Here is a 16109-nt window from a genome sequence, read left to right on the forward strand (position 1 = left end):
CTAAGGGTTGATATACTTATTTCTCTATCAGTCTGCTAGCCCTTAATTTTTTTGTCCAGCTAAGTGTAACCTATCCATTAATAACCAAACTAGAATATAAATCTTCTCGTCCATACTGCTTAATTGCTAATCCAATTTTATTTTCAACTTTGATGGATTCTTCATTTGATTCCTCTCTATTCCTATTATAAATTAAGCTATACAATAGCTCTCGAGATGATTTATCTATACAACTTAATTTTTTAATTAGAATATTTATATCCTTTACAATATCCATTGCATTGGTTGAATTTAATGACTCCCCAAAATAATCTACTATAAACGTTTTTGCATTTTTAAACTTTTTTATCTCTTCTTTCTCTTCTTTAGGTAAATATCCTGTATTATATGCCAATTCGTTGAGGAAATGGCCATCTATATTAGCACCTATATATTCAACTACCTCTTCAATTAATTCTTCTTTACTATTAATAATTACACTTATTAGGTCATATATATCAATAATTTGTAGTCGATACTTTTTTTTAATCACACTATCAAAAGTTTTATATTCCTTTTTTTCACCGATAATAAATACGTATAGTATTTTATTGTATTTCTTGTACAGCTTTAAACTTTCATCTTCAAAAGCTGTTATAGTATCTATAATCTTTTTCCTTTTAGTACTAGAAGTAATTTGCATTGCTATCGAATTTTGTTCGTCACCTAGATCTATACCTTTGTGATCCTTTTTTATCTTTTCAAGTCTTATAAGATTACTCTGTAAAACAATATTAAATAAACCAGCAAAAAATTCTTCACAATCTTTATTAATGTCTGTATAACCCGCTGATTTATTACGACTTTTTACATAGTAGTGTATTAGAGTGAGATTCTTTATTATTTTATCCACTTTTTTATTTCTATTAAACACTTTTAGCATCTCCTACCGACATTTTATACTGCATAGAATATAGTTTTGTTTGCTTTCGAATAGAGAAATTTAAGCTTTACTCAAAAAGATTAAAGTTAATTTAGAGGTTTTATCGCCTTTTCATCTAACATAATAATCTTGCTATTATCTTTATCTAACGATTTGATAGTTTTCCTAGTTTCTTCATCTTTTATAGTGATACCAATAATAACCTGGCACTTCTCTTGAGAATCTATGATATTCTTGAAAAAGTTCTTCATATCATTTGTAATGATACTTTGTTGATCCGGTTCATCAAAGATTAGTAAATTTGAATGATTACCACCAAATTGATTTGATGTTTTCATTAAAGCTAGAGTGAATGCCCATATAGCCCTAATATTATCACTAGCTGAAGAGTCAAAAGTCATATTAAACCCATCACTCGAAGGTAATAAGCTATTCTCATCAATCTGTATAATTGATTTATCTATAATACTTTTATAGCCAAAACTATTCAAATTATTGACAAAGCTATTTCTCAAATCCTTTATAATTTTTCTATCATTAATTGAATATTTGTCATCAGGTAAACTATTCTTATTCTCCATTAACTCTCTCCACTTAATCGATAAATCTTTTATATCTTTTAATAATTTATATATTTCTTGCTCAACTTTAAATAGTTTGTCTAACTCGTTTTCTATCATTATTTTTTCACGTATAACTTTTTCTGAAAGCTCTTCATCATTTGAATAAATGTCATTAACTATCGACTTTATAATTTTTGTCAAACTTAATATTTTATTCTTATAGTAAGCAACTGTTTCTTGTGCCCTTTTTAATTCCTGTTTATTTGTATTTAGTCCATATTCCAACAATAACTTTTGTGACTCTAAGTGTTTTATGTTCTCCTCAATACTCATAAACTCATAATCCACTTTTTGAGGTAAAAGACTATCACTAATTTCCTGATGGCAAACCGGACATTGGTTGTCGCTAGTAAACCAGTCAGCAGAAGATCCCATTTTTTTAAGTTTTAAAATATCCTTATTATTTATAATATCGTTGTTAATTATATCCAAGCTATTTAACAAAGAATTAATACTTCCTTCTTTAAATATTAATTCATCTTGTGTGCTTGCTAGTTCAGATTCATATTTTGATACTAAACTTTGTAACTTAATAAGATCATTTTGCAACTCATCATTTATTTCTCCAATTTTAATATTTCTCTGCATATAGTTATTTAATTTATTTTTTGTGTTATTGATATAATCACCAAGTTTTAATTCTTTACCTTCATCATTAATTTTGTATATACTTACTTTCTTTATTAATTCATCTTCTAGGATTTTCGGTGAAGTGGGCACTCCATAAAGTTTACAATTTATCTCATATAGTTCTCTATTAATTAGTTTAAGTTTGTTTGTCCATAGATTAGTTATATAGTTTTCTGTCTCTTTATACTTAATTCTCAATTTCTCATTCTTTAATGAATCTAACCCTAAAAGAAACTCGATAACTCTTTTCTTTGGTTCTTTAATTTTAAAATATGTTGGTAATGTAGCTAATATATTAGACCATCCTCTTTTTTGTTCAATAAACATAGCTGAAAAAACTACTTGTAGATACAACTTTCTATCATTGTCTTCATACGATGGTACTAGAGGTAGAGACCAACCAAGAAATTCTTCCAAATAATAATGGAACCCTTTTAAATTTGTTGCCGAACCTGGTGAGTGTAAATACATATCATCCGATTTTACAAAAGTCTGTTCAATTTGCTTAATATCACCATAATATACAGTTACTAAATTTGAATCCACATTCGGTTTATTAGCTGATCTATTTATTGTTATGACCTTTCCTAACTCGTTTTCGACTTCTAAGTAAAAATTAGACTCTATTACTGCAATTTCCTTACCGTTATACTCAACTGCCTTTTTGAAAACAGGTTTTAAAGTTTTCTCCTTTCTCCCCCCAATTAGTTCCTCAAGCCCAAGACAGTAATAGATAGCCTCCAAACAAGAGCTTTTACCTTGGGTATTTTCATTACTTGCAATAAAAGTTACTTTTTTATCAAAGATCTCATCAACTCCATAGTTACCATCTACTGTAACAACTACGATTTTCAACCTATTAATTTTTAACATCAAAGTCACTCCACACTGTTTTAAGTTGTTCAATTTTCTCTTCAGTAAGTCTATCTGCAATTATATTAAGCTGTTTCTTCTCTAATAAAAAAATCTCTTTATCTTTTATAATTTCGTTTATAAATATTTTCCCTTTATTTGACAACTTGAAAAGACCATTCTTTTGCCTGTGAATTATTTTTTCAGCAATCGCAAAATCAATCCCCCTATTTACAGAAGGATCAAACCTTATAATGTCTAAGGGGGATTTTCCATCATTCAGGAACGTTATTAATTTTTCAAATTCCTTTCGGGAACTAATCGCAGTTGAAATTATCTGGACTTTTAATAGTGAACTGGCTCGTTTCCCACCACATATATGTAAAATTAAACTAATTTGTGAAATCATATATAAAATCCTATACTTATAGGGAACTGAAATAGCCCTTTTATTTATACGAATAATTTCTACATTCTTGGGTATAATAGAATCCATACTAATTTTATGCCTCCAATTCACCTAAATTCTAGTGGACAATCAGCTAGCCAGGCACTAACCAAGTTATTCTTTAATTCTGAGATTGAAGTAGCTGTAATTACCTCTCCAAAAGCTTCTTTTAACTTAAGTTCGAAATCAACTAGCAACTGCTGAAATAAGGTATTATTTAAAGTCCTACTAATATTTAAATCACACTTCATTTGTGCTTCGACTTGAAGTGTATGAGAAAATTGAATTATATTTTCATACAAAACAGGACTATTTATACGTAAATTATCAAGTGTTTCTATTCCTTTTGTATAAAAGCTAACATATAAATTCACTAGTCTCTTATAAGGCATCTCATCAACAGTTCCATCCTCTTTTATCAATATTGCTTTTAATTTTCTCTGTATGTTTTCTAACTTTTCAGATGGACATAAACTCCAATCAACTTCTCCAGTATGTCTAAAAGCAAAATCTAATTTATAGTCTTTTTTTAAGTTTAACAACATTGATAATTCCTCAAAAAAGTCAGCTTCAACTTTTATTAGTATTTCAAAATTGTCCGAAATATGGGTTAGACCTTTTTCAATTTTACTTTTTATAACATCCTTTTTCTTATTTGTTCGATGAATCAATATCCTTTTATCCCTATATTCCGGTATAACAAAGTGCCATTCTCTAACTTTATTTATCCCTATACTTCTTAATCCGTCACCATTGTTAATTAATTTATTTAGGTCATCCGTCATCTTTTTTCTTTGATGTTTATATAGATCATCATCATTATATTCTTTTTCTGGATAGTAACACTGGTATACTATACCACTACTAGTAAAACCTTCTATACCAAAATCCCCTTTATAATTAGCTGGAACTGTGTGGAATCCCTTGGACTGATATCTTTTTCTATAACACTCACTACATATATCTTCCCATAAGTTTGCATCTATCTTCTTATCTAGCAAATTTAACAATTAAGACACTCCTTAGAAAACTTCCCCAGTTTGTAATGCATTAGAAATGAATAAAATAAAAAAATTAAGGTAAACTAATAATATTATTAGTTTACCTTAATTTTACATCATAGTCATTCTTAACTATTACTTCATTTAGTTCTAAGTAATTATTTTTGGGAATTATTAATTTTAAGGGACATATAATTTGTATATTATGGTTATCATAGATAAGACTAGTTGTTAAGAAACCCGACTGCCAACGATCATCATTTGCCACAAAGAAAAATGGATTCACTGAGAATTTTTCAGTGTTCCTTTTTTCGTTTCAACTACTTTATATATCCTTTATTTTTTTCTTGTTATAAATGAAAAGTGTTACAATCTTACATTTTACAAGTTTATATTATAGATAGATAATTTATTTAATAAGGGGGCAACATCTTCTCTAAGAAATAAATACTTCCGCACCCCATCAACTGATGGGCCAGTAACAGGCATATTTACTATAATTTTAAGCGAAAACAAAGTTCTCAGTGTTTCTTTAACTATCCTGTATTCCTCATCCGTTTTTTTACAAATTTCCCCTCCAAAAATTCTCCATTAATTGTAGTTATTTGATCTAATAGCACAGAACCATCTTTAAATGGATATAAATCACCAGTCATATTAATATGAGTTGCTATAGGGCTATTAATTGATCTTAATGGTGCTACAATTACTGAATTATTATTCGATTGGTCGTTAGATAAAACTAAAAATGGTCTTTTACCCGATACACCTGTATTGTCAGGTATATTTCCCCAATATTGATAGCCTTGTTACTTCCAAACACCTCTTAAGTTTTATATTATTTTAGATACTATCAAACATTAGATCCAATTTTTATCAGTCTCACCATTAAAATTTACTGCGGTTAACTTATGTGCATTCCTTCTCAAAAACATTCAAAAGTAAAGAATCTTATTAATCAGTATGTGTCTACTACGTATTACAGTTTTCGACTAGCGTATGGTTTAAAGCACTGATAAGGATCACCATAACAATCCTTGTTCAACTATTCTGCTCCTATAGTTCAATAATTTCTATATGAATAGGCATTAACCATACTTGGATCAACGTACCCATTAGTAAGTATGGAAGGTCAACATCTTTTCCTCTTATTAATTACAGTAGAACCTGCTGCAATAAATAAAACCCTGTTTGTATTTCATTAATATATTAAAGTTTATTGAGGATGGATATCCTGGTTTCTTGATTAAGGAATGATATTTAATATAAAATAAAAATGAACGTTAGTGCTAGCTAACACTAAACGTTCATAATTTAATTAATCAGTATTTCACAAAACATTTCTGAAATTCTTTCAGCTTTTAGAACACACTAGTTGGAAAACAGAATATCAAACCTGGGTTGATATAAAAGAGGTTAAATGACTAAGGAAATATTAAAGGAACACATTGATATAACATTTAATGTTTTTTAGAAATTGAAAGCAGCTTTAACTCTTTGGAATCTCTCTTCCACGATTATGATTTTTGAATGAAGGCATCCAAAAATATAAGTACAGAATCCATTTTATGCCAATATGCTTATACGATAGTAAGAGAAGAGCGAAGAATTATTACGGATATTTAAAAGATTTTTAGGCACTATAAAGTGGCCAACCGGCCATTATATGGTAATAAGCATAAAAAACAACAACCACCAAATTATGTATTTGGTGGAGACGGTGGGACGTGCTATTCCATGCTTTCGTCATGGCACTGACTATATCTTGAACCTGATCGTCAGGTCCTTCGGCGTCTTATACGAAAAGTAGATTTACCTAAAAGCTTTGGCAGATTTTCGTATCCTAGTACTACCACAAGTCATGGCAGCCTATAAGTCGATACACGGCTGTTGGATTGCTCCACATACCGCTCGGCATTGCCCTATCACAGTTACTGTGACTTAGGTTTCACCGATAAAGCCGAATTTTCACTTATGTGTTGCCACATAAGGCGACTAATAATTAATCGAACCCACGTCCAGAAATATCGCCACTTAAGCATCTACGAGCGTAGTCGATATATTTGCGGTTTCGCTAACTCCTATGCCTATCGACAGGCGTCAGAACAGCTAGTCTGATTGGTCTCTTCCATCATCCCCAGACGGAGGAATTAGGCGTAGTCCACTATGAGTGAGTCCCTTACCCTACCACATGGACGATGGAGGGAGGAACAGCTAAGCAGTTATTAAGCTGCTACAGCTAAGTTATTGTTAGTTTTGCCAGTTATTATTGGCGTGACGTTTTAACGAAGACGATCCCTTCGGCCCGCAACCTAAGCTCGATCTACCCCTGTCGAATCCGTAACGTCCCCATGATAAGCCGTATATGCCATCTTTGGGAATACGGGAAGTTATAAAAGTTAGATAAGCTTAATTGCTTATGAAATTGTGTTGTGATGTCTTACAAAATCTATTATAACAGACTTGGACGAGATTGCAATTGTAAGGTTTTACCTTTAGATCTTTTGTCGTTCTCTAAAGGCGCGTTCAATGTCACGCTTCGCTTCTTTTTTCTTCAGATCCTCACGCTTATCGTATTTCTTTTTACCCTTTCCAAGACCAATTAAAACCTTGGCATAGCCATTTTTCAAATACATTTTCAATGGTACAAGCGCATATCCTTCCTCTTTTGTAGCTCCGATGAGTTTAACTATTTCCCGCTTATGCAAAAGAAGCTTTCTTGTCCGCAACGGATCGTGGTTGTATCGGTTTCCTTGTTCATACGGACTAATATGCATATTGTGCAAAAATACTTCACCGCGTTCAACACGTGCGAAGGAATCCTTTAATTGGACACGGCCATTTCGAACCGATTTGATTTCAGTACCTTGAAGGACAATGCCTGCTTCATATGTTTCCTCAATAGTGTAGTCATGATTCGCTTTTTTGTTTTGAGCGACTGTTTTTCCCATTCCTTTTGGCATTGCGTAAGCCTCCCTTCAATAGCTATTACGTATAGCGATAACTTCTATTTTAGCAAAAATTGGACTTCTTCTCAATAATTATGCGTATTTGAAGGATAAACAAGTGTGGCTAACCTGCTTCATCTTTTAAATTGCAGCTGACTTTCATCATCTTTTAACAAGTTAAATGGTTTATTTTGCAACTTTTGACTATTTTTTTGCAGCTTCCCTTGTTAATCTTGCAACTTTCTTCGATAATTTTGCAACTTTAGCTATTTATTTTGCAACTTAAATAGTTTGAGCGATTTATAAAATGGAAGAAACCGAAACGAGGGACTGTGCTAGTCCCTCGTTGTTAAGGTCATCGTTTTTTCTTCTTTTTCCGCTTTGCCTTCGGTGCATTTTCATAATGTTTTTTCTTCTTTTTCTTCGGTGGACGTGTTGACCATTCCTCGTCACCATTGCGTTTGCCCCGGTCATCCTTCTTGTCTGATTTTTTTCGGCCTTGTCCGGCTAAAATAATTTTCGGTGTTTCCTTGGCCGAACGTCTTCTTGTTCCTTTCATGCCAACAATTTCAAAGTCAATAGAGCGTTCTTCTTTATTGACATTTACGACACGGACGGTGATTTCATCGCCAATCCGGTAAACATTGCCCGTACGCTCACCGATCATCGCATAATGACGTTCATCGTAGCGGTAATAATCGTCTGTCATATAGCTGACGTGTACAAGACCTTCAATTGTATTTGGCAGCTCGACAAACATTCCAAAGTTAGTGACAGAACTAATAATGCCGTCATATTCTTCACCAATTTTATCAAGCATGTATTCAGCCTTTTTCAATTCATCTGTTTCACGCTCTGCTTCAACTGCTCTGCGCTCCATATTAGAAGACTGCTCAGCAATAACAGGCAAGCTCTCTGCCCATTTCGTGCGAGTCTCTTCATCCACCTTGCCTTCTATTAAATAGGTTCGGATTAAACGGTGTACAATCAAATCCGGATAGCGGCGGATTGGTGAAGTGAAATGTGTATAATATTCTGTTGCTAATCCAAAGTGCCCGAGACTTTCCGGATCATATTTTGCTTGCTTCATGGAGCGAAGCATAACTGTGGAAATCACAGTTTCCTCTGGTGTTCCCTGTACCTCTTCTAAAATGCTTTGCAGGGCACGGGGATGAATTTCGTTTGATTTCCCTTTAACTGCATAGCCGAAGTTTGTAATAAATTCTAAGAAGCGCTGCAGCTTTTCAGCATTAGGATCCTCATGGATACGATAAATGAAGGGAACATTCATCCAATGGAAATGCTCAGCCACTGTTTCGTTGGCAAGAAGCATGAACTCCTCAATTAACCGCTCTGCTACAGAGCGCTCGCGGAGCACAACTTCCGTAGGGTTCCCTTCTTTATCGACAAGGACCTTTGCTTCTTTGAAATCAAAATCAATCGCGCCGCGGTTCATCCGCTTTGTTCGCAGGATTTGCGCAAGCTCGCCCATCAGTTCAAACATTGGTACAAGCTCATTATATTTTTCGATCAGCTTTTCATCGCGGTCCTCAAGGATTTTATTTACATCTGAATAGGTCATTCGCTCCGTTGTTTTAATCACACTTTGGAAAATTTCGTGCTTCACGACAGTGCCGGATTCGTCCACTTCCATTTCACAGGACAATGTCAATCTGTCCACCTTCGGATTTAAGGAACAAATTCCATTTGAAAGGCGATGCGGAATCATCGGAATCACACGGTCTACGAGATAGACACTTGTCCCGCGCTCCAATGCTTCGCGATCAATTGGCGACTGCTCTGTTACATAATGGCTGACATCAGCAATATGGACGCCAAGCTTGTAATTTCCGTTCTCTAGTTTTTGCACGGTAACTGCATCATCTAAATCCTTTGCATCCGCCCCATCAATGGTCACGATGGTTTCATTACGGAGATCACGACGATCCTTTAAATCTTCCTCGTTGATCGAATCCGGCACATCATTTGCTTGTCCAAGTGCCTCTGCAGGAAACGGACCAGGCAGTCCATGCTTATGGATTACCGATAAAATATCGACACCTGGATCATTTTTATGACCCAAAATCGTCACAACTTCCCCTTCAGCACTCATGCGGCCTTCAGGATAGGTCGTTAGCTTGACAACAACCTTATGGCCCTCAATAGCCCCGTTTGACGCATTTTTCGGAATAAAAATATCATTTGCGATTTTTTTATCGTCCGGGATCACAAAGCCAAAATTTTTGCTTTCTGTATAAGTCCCGACAACCTCTTTTACACCGCGATCTAAGATACGGATAATTGTCCCTTCCTGCCGTGTTCCGGATGTTTTTGGACTTACGCGAACTAAAACAGTATCCCCGTGCATCGCTGTTTTAAGCTCGGTAGGGGGGATGAACACATCATCTAAGCTTGCATCATCCGGGTCAACAAAAGCAAAGCCCTTTGCATGACCAATCAGCTTCCCTTTTATTAAATTCATTTTTTCCGGTAAGCCGTAGCGATTGCTCCGCGTTCTAACGACCAGCCCCTGATCCTCCATAGCGACCAAAGCTTTTACAAACTCTTTAAATTCTGTAGAATCCTCTATTCCAAACGCTTCTTCAAGCTCTTGGACTGTTAGTGGCTTGTAAGCCTCTTCCTTCATAAAAGCAAGCAGCTTATCGATATGTACTTGAATTTCTTGCTCCATCTAGTATCCTCCTTTTTACCAATCTAGGCTCTCTAAAAATTGGTAGACATCTTCGTGCAGTTGATCACGCTCCTTATCAAGCGTAATAACATGGCCAGACTCCTCATACCATTTTATTTTCTTGTGATCATTTTCTACCTCGTTATAAATAATATTCGCACTATCTGCGTTGATCATGTGATCATGTCTAGCTTGAGCGACAAATGTAGGGGAATAAATCATGTCAACATTGTTGCGGACATCTGAAATAAGATCCTGCAATGCTTTTAACGTATTCATCGGTGTCTTCGCAAACTCTTTCATTTCTTCTTCTATTTTCTCAGGTGATTTTCCCTCAAACTTCTTATAATTTCTAGCATAGTCAAGAATCCCTTGATACATAACCTCTTCACTTTTTATGTACATTGGGGCACACATGGTAACAATACCCTTTACAGGTACAGTGTAACCTAATTTTAGCGAAAACACTCCGCCCAGCGATAATCCCCCAACCGCAATATCTTCAAAACCCATGCTTTTTAAATGCTCATAGCCTTGCTGGACATCCTGCCACCAATCATCAGGACCCGTATGAACAAGCTTCTCAGGAGGAACACCATGTCCTTTATATTGCGGTGCATGACATGTATAGCCTCTTTCACTTAGGAAACGTGCAAGCATTCGAACATCTGCTGTATTTCCTGTAAATCCATGTAATAATAAAACGGCTTTGTCCCCGCCTTCAAATGTAAACGGTTTTGGTAATACTATTTTCATACTTAGTTACTCCTTTTTACGACAAGTTCTTTTCGTTAGTTTAACCTAAATATTCCGCAGTAGTACTGCTCATTATGTTCCATCTATTCTATTTAAACAAACCTTTTGGTTGTTTACCAAGATGTTTGCTTAATACATGATTTAGTCTAATTAATCCTAATAAAAAAAGAGCCTGAATCCAGACCCTTTGCTTCTACCATTACTCAACTATATAGGCTACCAAGATTGTCAAAATAAAAAATAGTACAGATAACACAATGGTTGCTCGGTGCAAAATTAAATCAAGTCCGCGGGCCTTTTGCTTTCCAAAAAGCTGCTCGGCACCACCAGAAATTGCACCTGATAAACCAGCGCTTTTACCGGACTGTAATAAAACAACAGTGATTAACGCGATTGATACTAAAACAAGTAGGATAATTAATGCTGTATGCATGAAATGACACCTCCTGATATGCGCACAAATAGATACCTTAAATGTATCATAAATAGTTAATCTTCACAATAATAAGTAAGAGTTTAGATTGCTGCCTTTAAATCCTACAAAAATTATTTATCAAATAAGTCAAAAAACCTTTAAAAACCGCAATTTTTCACCACATAAATAGAACTTGTTTTTAATTATTTCCTTTATGCTCATCTTTCAATAAAGAAAGTAACATTTCTTTTTTCATAGTATCACTATGATTTAATTCTAAAACCTTTTGAATTCTAGCTTTAATTATTTCATCTTTTTCTGATATGGTGAGCAATCGAATTAAATCCTTCTTTTCTCTCTCTTTAAATGGTTTTGTATTAATTCCAAATATAATATTTAATGCATCGTACCCTAACGTACTAAGCATTTCACTATAAGTGGGAGTCATCACATGTACCTCCTTCCCAAAAACACTAGAACACAGACTACCGATTCAATAACGGACTACTGGTTAGCCCAATTTATTTTTAAGTTAACTTTATCAGAATCCTCCCTTAAAATCAAAGTTTATTTTGAAAAAATTATGTCCGACTGAATAACTTGCCCTATTATATCCATAACAGTATATAGAAAAATCTAATTTTATCTAGAATTTAAATTATTCATCTTGACGTTCATTACTTTTATCCATATACTTTAGATAAAAGTGGACTAACCAGTGGACCAATACAATTAAAAATTTGAGGGGGTGTTCCCATGAGTGATCAAATGTTCTCTGGAGTACAAAATGAAAGACTGTACGAAAAGATAGTCGTCCAAATCAGAAAGCTAATCGATGATGGAAAGTTGCAGCCAGGTGATCGTTTGCCAGGTGAGCGTGTTCTAGCACAAACATTAGGGTGCAGCCGTACTTCATTACGTGAAGCCTGCCGTGTGTTAGAGTCAGAAGGTTTAATCGTTTCGAAGCCTGGCGGCGGAAGATTTATTCAGCAAGTCGATCAAAACATGAAATTAGAGTACAAATTTAATACTGTTGATCTGATTGAAAAGACAGCTGTTATTTATTTTTTGGAGGCAAGAGAAACTCTTGAACCTAAAATTGCCGAATTAGCTAGTCAAAGAGCCACTGCTGAGAATATAAAAAAGATGGAGCAAGTCTTGTTGAAAATGGAAGAAAAATTAAAATATCCAGATGAAATGGTAGAAGCCGATAGCAGTTTTCATCTTGCATTAGCAGAAGCAACTCAAAACTTTGTGTTTGTGTCTATGATGGAAACGAATTTAAATATGAATCGCCAGGTTCGAAAACAAACATTGCATTCAAAAAAGCGTTATTTAGAATCTTTAGCTGAACATAGAGCGATTTTAGAGGCAGTTAAAGCACGGGACGTAAAAGGAGCGATCGAAGCTACTCATATTCATTTGCTGCATCTTCGAAATAGTGTTTTAGGAATTAACTAATAAGAAAAGCGCAAGGCGCTAAGCATTCGGCGACAAGCATAAGGCGAATAGGAATAGAAGGTGTTCTTTACCTTCAATTCCTATTTGACTAGACCTTAGAGTCGATGGCGCCTGGAGCTAGACACAAAAACTAAGTACAAGAAGTTATACTACTTTAAACTAATAAATAGGAGTGAGAATATTGTCTCAACAAAATTATGGACCATTAACAGGTGTTCAAATATTGGATATTTCAACTATGATTGCTGCTCCTTTTGGTGCAACTTTGTTAGCCGATTTAGGTGCAGAAGTTACGAAAGTCGAGTTACCAGGAAAAGGAGACACGCTTCGAACAGTAGGACCTTGGAAAGGTACTGAGCCTTTGAGATGGCCTGGGTTAGCTCGAAATAAAAAGTCTGTTACATTAGATATTCGTTCAGACGAAGGAAAAGAAATCTTCAAAAAGTTGATTAGTAAAGTAGATATTTTAATTGAGAATTTTCGCCCTGGTACATTAGAAAGATGGAATTTAGGCTATGAAGAATTAAAAAAAGTGAATCCTAAACTAATTATGGTACGAGTTTCCGGTTATGGACAGACAGGTCCTTATCGAGAAAAAGCTGGGTTTGGGACTCCAGCAACGGCATTTAGCGGACATACAGCTATTCAGGGATATCCAGATCGGCCGCCTGTCAGTCCTTCGTATTCTTTGTTAGACTATATTACAGGTGTTTATGCTGCTTTCGCTGCTGTAAGCGCTCTCTACAACCGCGAAGCAAACGACGAGCCAGAAGGACAAGTTGTTGAAATGGGTTTATATGAATCTATATTCCGTATGCTGGAGTTTTTAATTGCTGAGTATGATCAAAACGGAAAAGTAAGAGAGCGAAGCCCTGGTTTAGCAGGTCATTCAAGTCCAGCCGGAACATACGAAACAAAGGACGGAAAATTTGTTGTCCTTGTTTGTAGTACAGACTCTACTTTCGACCGTCTGGCGGAAGCCATGGAAAGAACAGATATGTTATCTGATCCTCGTTATTATACAAATTCTGAAAGATTAAAGCATGATCAAGAAGTACAAGAAATTGTATCTGGATGGATCCGTCTTCATACGAAAAATGAACTGCAAGAAAAATTAGACTCATTTGGCGTTCCAGTAAGTCCGATTTTAACGATAGAAGATATTTTTAATGATCCACAATACCAAGCGAGAGAAAATATTGTAGAAGTTGACCATCCTCGTTTAGGTAAAATTAAAGTCCCAGGAGTTGTACCAAAATTTTCACATACACCTGGAGCAATTAGACATCGCGCTCCAGAATTAGGAGAGCATAACGAAGAGATTTTAGGCGGCAAGCTTGGTTTATCTACTGAAGAGCTTGCAGTTTTAAAAGAAAAGGGGGTTATTTAAATGAGTAGATTACTAGAAATGACATTACCTGCTAAAGTGACAATTTGTGAAGTGGCCCCTCGTGATGGCTTTCAAATGGAAAAGGAATGGATTCCAACAGAGGAAAAAATACGAATCATACGTGAACTTGCAAAAACCGGTATTCAATCTATGGAAATTACATCATTCGTTCATCCTCGTGCAATTCCACAATTAAGGGATGCCGAGGAGGTCGTTAAAAGTGTCCAAGATTTAACTTCTATTAAGTTTCGGGCATTAGTACCCAATGTTAGAGGTGCACAGCGTGCGATTGATGCAGGGATAAAAAAGTTAAAGCTAATGCTTTCTGCCACAGACTCTCATAGCCTTTCAAATGCCAACTGTCTTGTAGAGGAAGCGCAAAATGGCTTTGCTCCTATTATTGAATTAGCTGAAAAACATAGAGTGAAGGTTGGCGGTTCTATCTCAGTAGCATTTGGATGCCCGTACGAAGGTAAAGTTCGATTAGAGCGTATTGTTTCAATTGTTGAACGTTACACGACAATGGGAATTGATGAAATATCGTTAGCAGACACTACCGGTATGGCAAACCCTAAGCAAGTATTTGAGATGCTAGGACATTTAAAGTCCAGCTTTCCACAAATGACTTTTTCCATGCATTTGCATAACACTCGAGGAATGGCCCTTGCGAACGCTGTCGCTGCTCTTCAGCAAGGAATCGTCCATTTTGATAGTTCAATTGCAGGTTTAGGTGGTTGTCCATATGCACCTGGTGCGAGTGGCAATATTGCTTCAGAAGACCTTGTTCACAGTCTAGAGGAAATGGGCATTGATACAGGAATTAATCTCGAGGCACTGATCAAAGTAGCAAACGATGTCAAACATTCACTTGGGCATGATGGAGGCAGCTATATGCTTCAGGCTGGTCCATGCTCTCAATTGCATATGAAACCAGAAAGTCAAGAGAAGATTGAACAGTAAATAGTAAGAGGTTAATCCTTAATTGGATTAACCTCTTATTAGTTTCAAAAGTATGAATAGAACAAGTTACGAATAAAATCGAGCTATAGTACGCTTAAATATAATATTTTTCCTTTCCTTCTCCTACTCTACTGATTCTTTTACTAATTCTATGATTTTTCTAAGATTTTCTATTGGAATTTGACCTGGTGCTGAACTTGTTTCTCCGACGGCAAAGGTTACCGCAGAACCATAAATCCAGCCTAGCATTCTGCTAATTGCCCCCATGCCACCCATTGACATCGTAATGATTGGAATATTCAATTCATCTTGGGCATCTTTCGTCACTTCTAATAATGCTAATACATCCTTTTCATCTTTTGGCATAACAGCGAGCTTAGCTACATCTGCACCATAAGACGCTGCCGTCCGTAAGCGATCTAATAACTCAGGCTTTTCCGGTGTATATTCAAAATTATGATAGGAAAGAATGAATGTTTTCTGATGATTGCTTGAAACTTCTTTAAGCCGTTTTATATGTTCAAGCTTATTAGACACCTCAAAATCTATCATCTTTACAAAATCAGTCTGACAAATGTTACTAAGCAGATCTACTATCCCTTCTTCTGTTAAAGGAATTGCTTGTCCCCCTTCTTTATGGGAACGAATTGTAAATAATATCGGAATACCGTTACAATTTTTAAATATCTCTCCGGCAGTACGAATTACTTGATCAAACTGGTCAATTTGATCATAAAAATCAGCACGCCACTCAATTAAATCAGGTTTTTTAGGTACAATACTATTCAGTTCTACGATAAGTTCTTCAGTATTTCTACCCGTTAATGGTGTACAAATAGATGGCCATTTTTCCAATAACTCCCTTTCCATCATTACTCCTCCTCATAATGCTATTTCGTTTCGAACAATTTTTGTTTTTTCGTCATTTAATAATTATCCGATATTAATTTTACACTATTTTTAATATTAAGAATAAAAAACGATTTCAAATTTAAGGGTTGATTTCTATAT

14 protein-coding genes and 1 other RNA gene are annotated in these 16109 nt (G+C 35.1%); 3 read left to right on the top strand and 12 right to left on the bottom strand.

The features are described 5' to 3' along the window. Positions 1-70: 70 nt before the first annotated feature. From Q1B07_RS16490 to Q1B07_RS16535, 11 genes are all read right to left on the bottom strand, one after another. On the bottom strand, positions 71-913 hold the full coding sequence (locus Q1B07_RS16490; RefSeq protein WP_299095539.1) for an SMEK domain-containing protein: 843 nt from the start codon (positions 911-913) through the stop codon (positions 71-73). A gap of 95 nt (positions 914-1008) precedes the next feature. Further along, the gene (locus tag Q1B07_RS16495) at positions 1009-3048 is read right to left on the bottom strand and encodes a hypothetical protein (RefSeq protein WP_299095536.1); all 2040 of its coding nucleotides are present in this window, start codon (positions 3046-3048) and stop codon (positions 1009-1011) included. After that, positions 3035-3523, bottom strand: a complete 489-nt coding sequence (locus Q1B07_RS16500) for a hypothetical protein (RefSeq protein WP_299095533.1) — start codon at positions 3521-3523, stop codon at positions 3035-3037. The genes Q1B07_RS16495 and Q1B07_RS16500 overlap by 14 nt, the downstream gene beginning before the upstream one ends. A 20-nt stretch (positions 3524-3543) precedes the next feature. Continuing rightward, a complete protein-coding gene (locus Q1B07_RS16505) occupies positions 3544-4485 on the bottom strand; it encodes a hypothetical protein (protein ID WP_299095529.1) in 942 nt (313 codons plus the stop codon). Positions 4486-5012: 527 nt separating this feature from the next. Next, the gene (locus Q1B07_RS27055) at positions 5013-5261 is read right to left on the bottom strand and encodes a type II toxin-antitoxin system PemK/MazF family toxin (RefSeq protein ID WP_366945213.1); all 249 of its coding nucleotides are present in this window, start codon (positions 5259-5261) and stop codon (positions 5013-5015) included. 1218 nt (positions 5262-6479) lie between these two features. Beyond that, positions 6480-6819, bottom strand: a transfer-messenger RNA (tmRNA) gene (gene ssrA / locus Q1B07_RS16510). A 152-nt stretch (positions 6820-6971) separates the two neighbouring features. Next, a complete protein-coding gene (smpB, locus tag Q1B07_RS16515) occupies positions 6972-7439 on the bottom strand; it encodes an SsrA-binding protein SmpB (RefSeq protein ID WP_299092391.1) in 468 nt (155 codons plus the stop codon). Between the two features lie 340 nt (positions 7440-7779). Continuing rightward, positions 7780-10116 (bottom strand): ribonuclease R, encoded by a 2337-nt coding sequence (gene rnr / locus Q1B07_RS16520; protein ID WP_299092389.1) that lies wholly within the window; start codon positions 10114-10116, stop codon positions 7780-7782. 15 nt (positions 10117-10131) lie between these two features. Beyond that, positions 10132-10872, bottom strand: a complete 741-nt coding sequence (locus Q1B07_RS16525) for a carboxylesterase (protein WP_299092387.1) — start codon at positions 10870-10872, stop codon at positions 10132-10134. 199 nt (positions 10873-11071) lie between these two features. After that, on the bottom strand, positions 11072-11305 hold the full coding sequence (gene secG / locus Q1B07_RS16530; protein WP_046514102.1) for a preprotein translocase subunit SecG: 234 nt from the start codon (positions 11303-11305) through the stop codon (positions 11072-11074). A 181-nt stretch (positions 11306-11486) separates the two neighbouring features. Next, positions 11487-11735: a hypothetical protein gene (locus Q1B07_RS16535; RefSeq protein ID WP_299092382.1), complete on the bottom strand. Its 249-nt coding sequence runs from the start codon at positions 11733-11735 to the stop codon at positions 11487-11489. A 308-nt stretch (positions 11736-12043) separates the two neighbouring features. Here Q1B07_RS16535 and Q1B07_RS16540 point away from each other — a divergent pair, with 308 nt between their 5' ends. The 3 genes from Q1B07_RS16540 to Q1B07_RS16550 all read left to right on the top strand — a co-directional run bounded on the left by Q1B07_RS16540 (position 12044) and on the right by Q1B07_RS16550 (position 15098). Further along, complete coding sequence (locus tag Q1B07_RS16540; protein ID WP_299092380.1) at positions 12044-12748, top strand: FadR/GntR family transcriptional regulator; 705 nt, start codon at positions 12044-12046, stop codon at positions 12746-12748. A gap of 181 nt (positions 12749-12929) precedes the next feature. Next, positions 12930-14138 carry a CoA transferase gene (locus Q1B07_RS16545; protein ID WP_299092379.1) on the top strand — a complete coding sequence of 403 codons (1209 nt, stop codon included), beginning with the start codon at positions 12930-12932 and terminating at the stop codon, positions 14136-14138. Next, positions 14139-15098 (top strand): hydroxymethylglutaryl-CoA lyase, encoded by a 960-nt coding sequence (locus Q1B07_RS16550; protein WP_299092378.1) that lies wholly within the window; start codon positions 14139-14141, stop codon positions 15096-15098. A 123-nt stretch (positions 15099-15221) separates the two neighbouring features. Here Q1B07_RS16550 and aroD read toward each other — a convergent pair whose 3' ends face one another. Further along, the gene (aroD, locus tag Q1B07_RS16555; RefSeq protein WP_299833094.1) at positions 15222-15971 is read right to left on the bottom strand and encodes a type I 3-dehydroquinate dehydratase; all 750 of its coding nucleotides are present in this window, start codon (positions 15969-15971) and stop codon (positions 15222-15224) included. Positions 15972-16109 lie beyond the last annotated feature (138 nt).

Source organism: uncultured Metabacillus sp., assembly GCF_947503125.1.
In the GTDB taxonomy this organism is placed as follows: domain Bacteria; phylum Bacillota; class Bacilli; order Bacillales; family Bacillaceae; genus Metabacillus.

What these genes read in the sequence shown, in the direction of transcription:
- Q1B07_RS16495 (WP_299095536.1), bottom strand. Translation starts at nt 3,048, where the DNA reads ATGTTAAAAATTAATAGGTTGAAAATCGTAGTTGTTACAGTAGATGGT.
- Q1B07_RS16500 (WP_299095533.1), bottom strand. Translation starts at nt 3,523, where the DNA reads ATGGATTCTATTATACCCAAGAATGTAGAAATTATTCGTATAAATAAA.
- smpB (WP_299092391.1), bottom strand. Translation starts at nt 7,439, where the DNA reads ATGCCAAAAGGAATGGGAAAAACAGTCGCTCAAAACAAAAAAGCGAAT.
- rnr (WP_299092389.1), bottom strand. Translation starts at nt 10,116, where the DNA reads ATGGAGCAAGAAATTCAAGTACATATCGATAAGCTGCTTGCTTTTATG.
- Q1B07_RS16525 (WP_299092387.1), bottom strand. Translation starts at nt 10,872, where the DNA reads ATGAAAATAGTATTACCAAAACCGTTTACATTTGAAGGCGGGGACAAA.
- secG (WP_046514102.1), bottom strand. Translation starts at nt 11,305, where the DNA reads ATGCATACAGCATTAATTATCCTACTTGTTTTAGTATCAATCGCGTTA.
- Q1B07_RS16535 (WP_299092382.1), bottom strand. Translation starts at nt 11,735, where the DNA reads ATGACTCCCACTTATAGTGAAATGCTTAGTACGTTAGGGTACGATGCA.
- Q1B07_RS16540 (WP_299092380.1), top strand. Translation starts at nt 12,044, where the DNA reads ATGAGTGATCAAATGTTCTCTGGAGTACAAAATGAAAGACTGTACGAA.
- Q1B07_RS16550 (WP_299092378.1), top strand. Translation starts at nt 14,139, where the DNA reads ATGAGTAGATTACTAGAAATGACATTACCTGCTAAAGTGACAATTTGT.
- aroD (WP_299833094.1), bottom strand. Translation starts at nt 15,971, where the DNA reads ATGATGGAAAGGGAGTTATTGGAAAAATGGCCATCTATTTGTACACCA.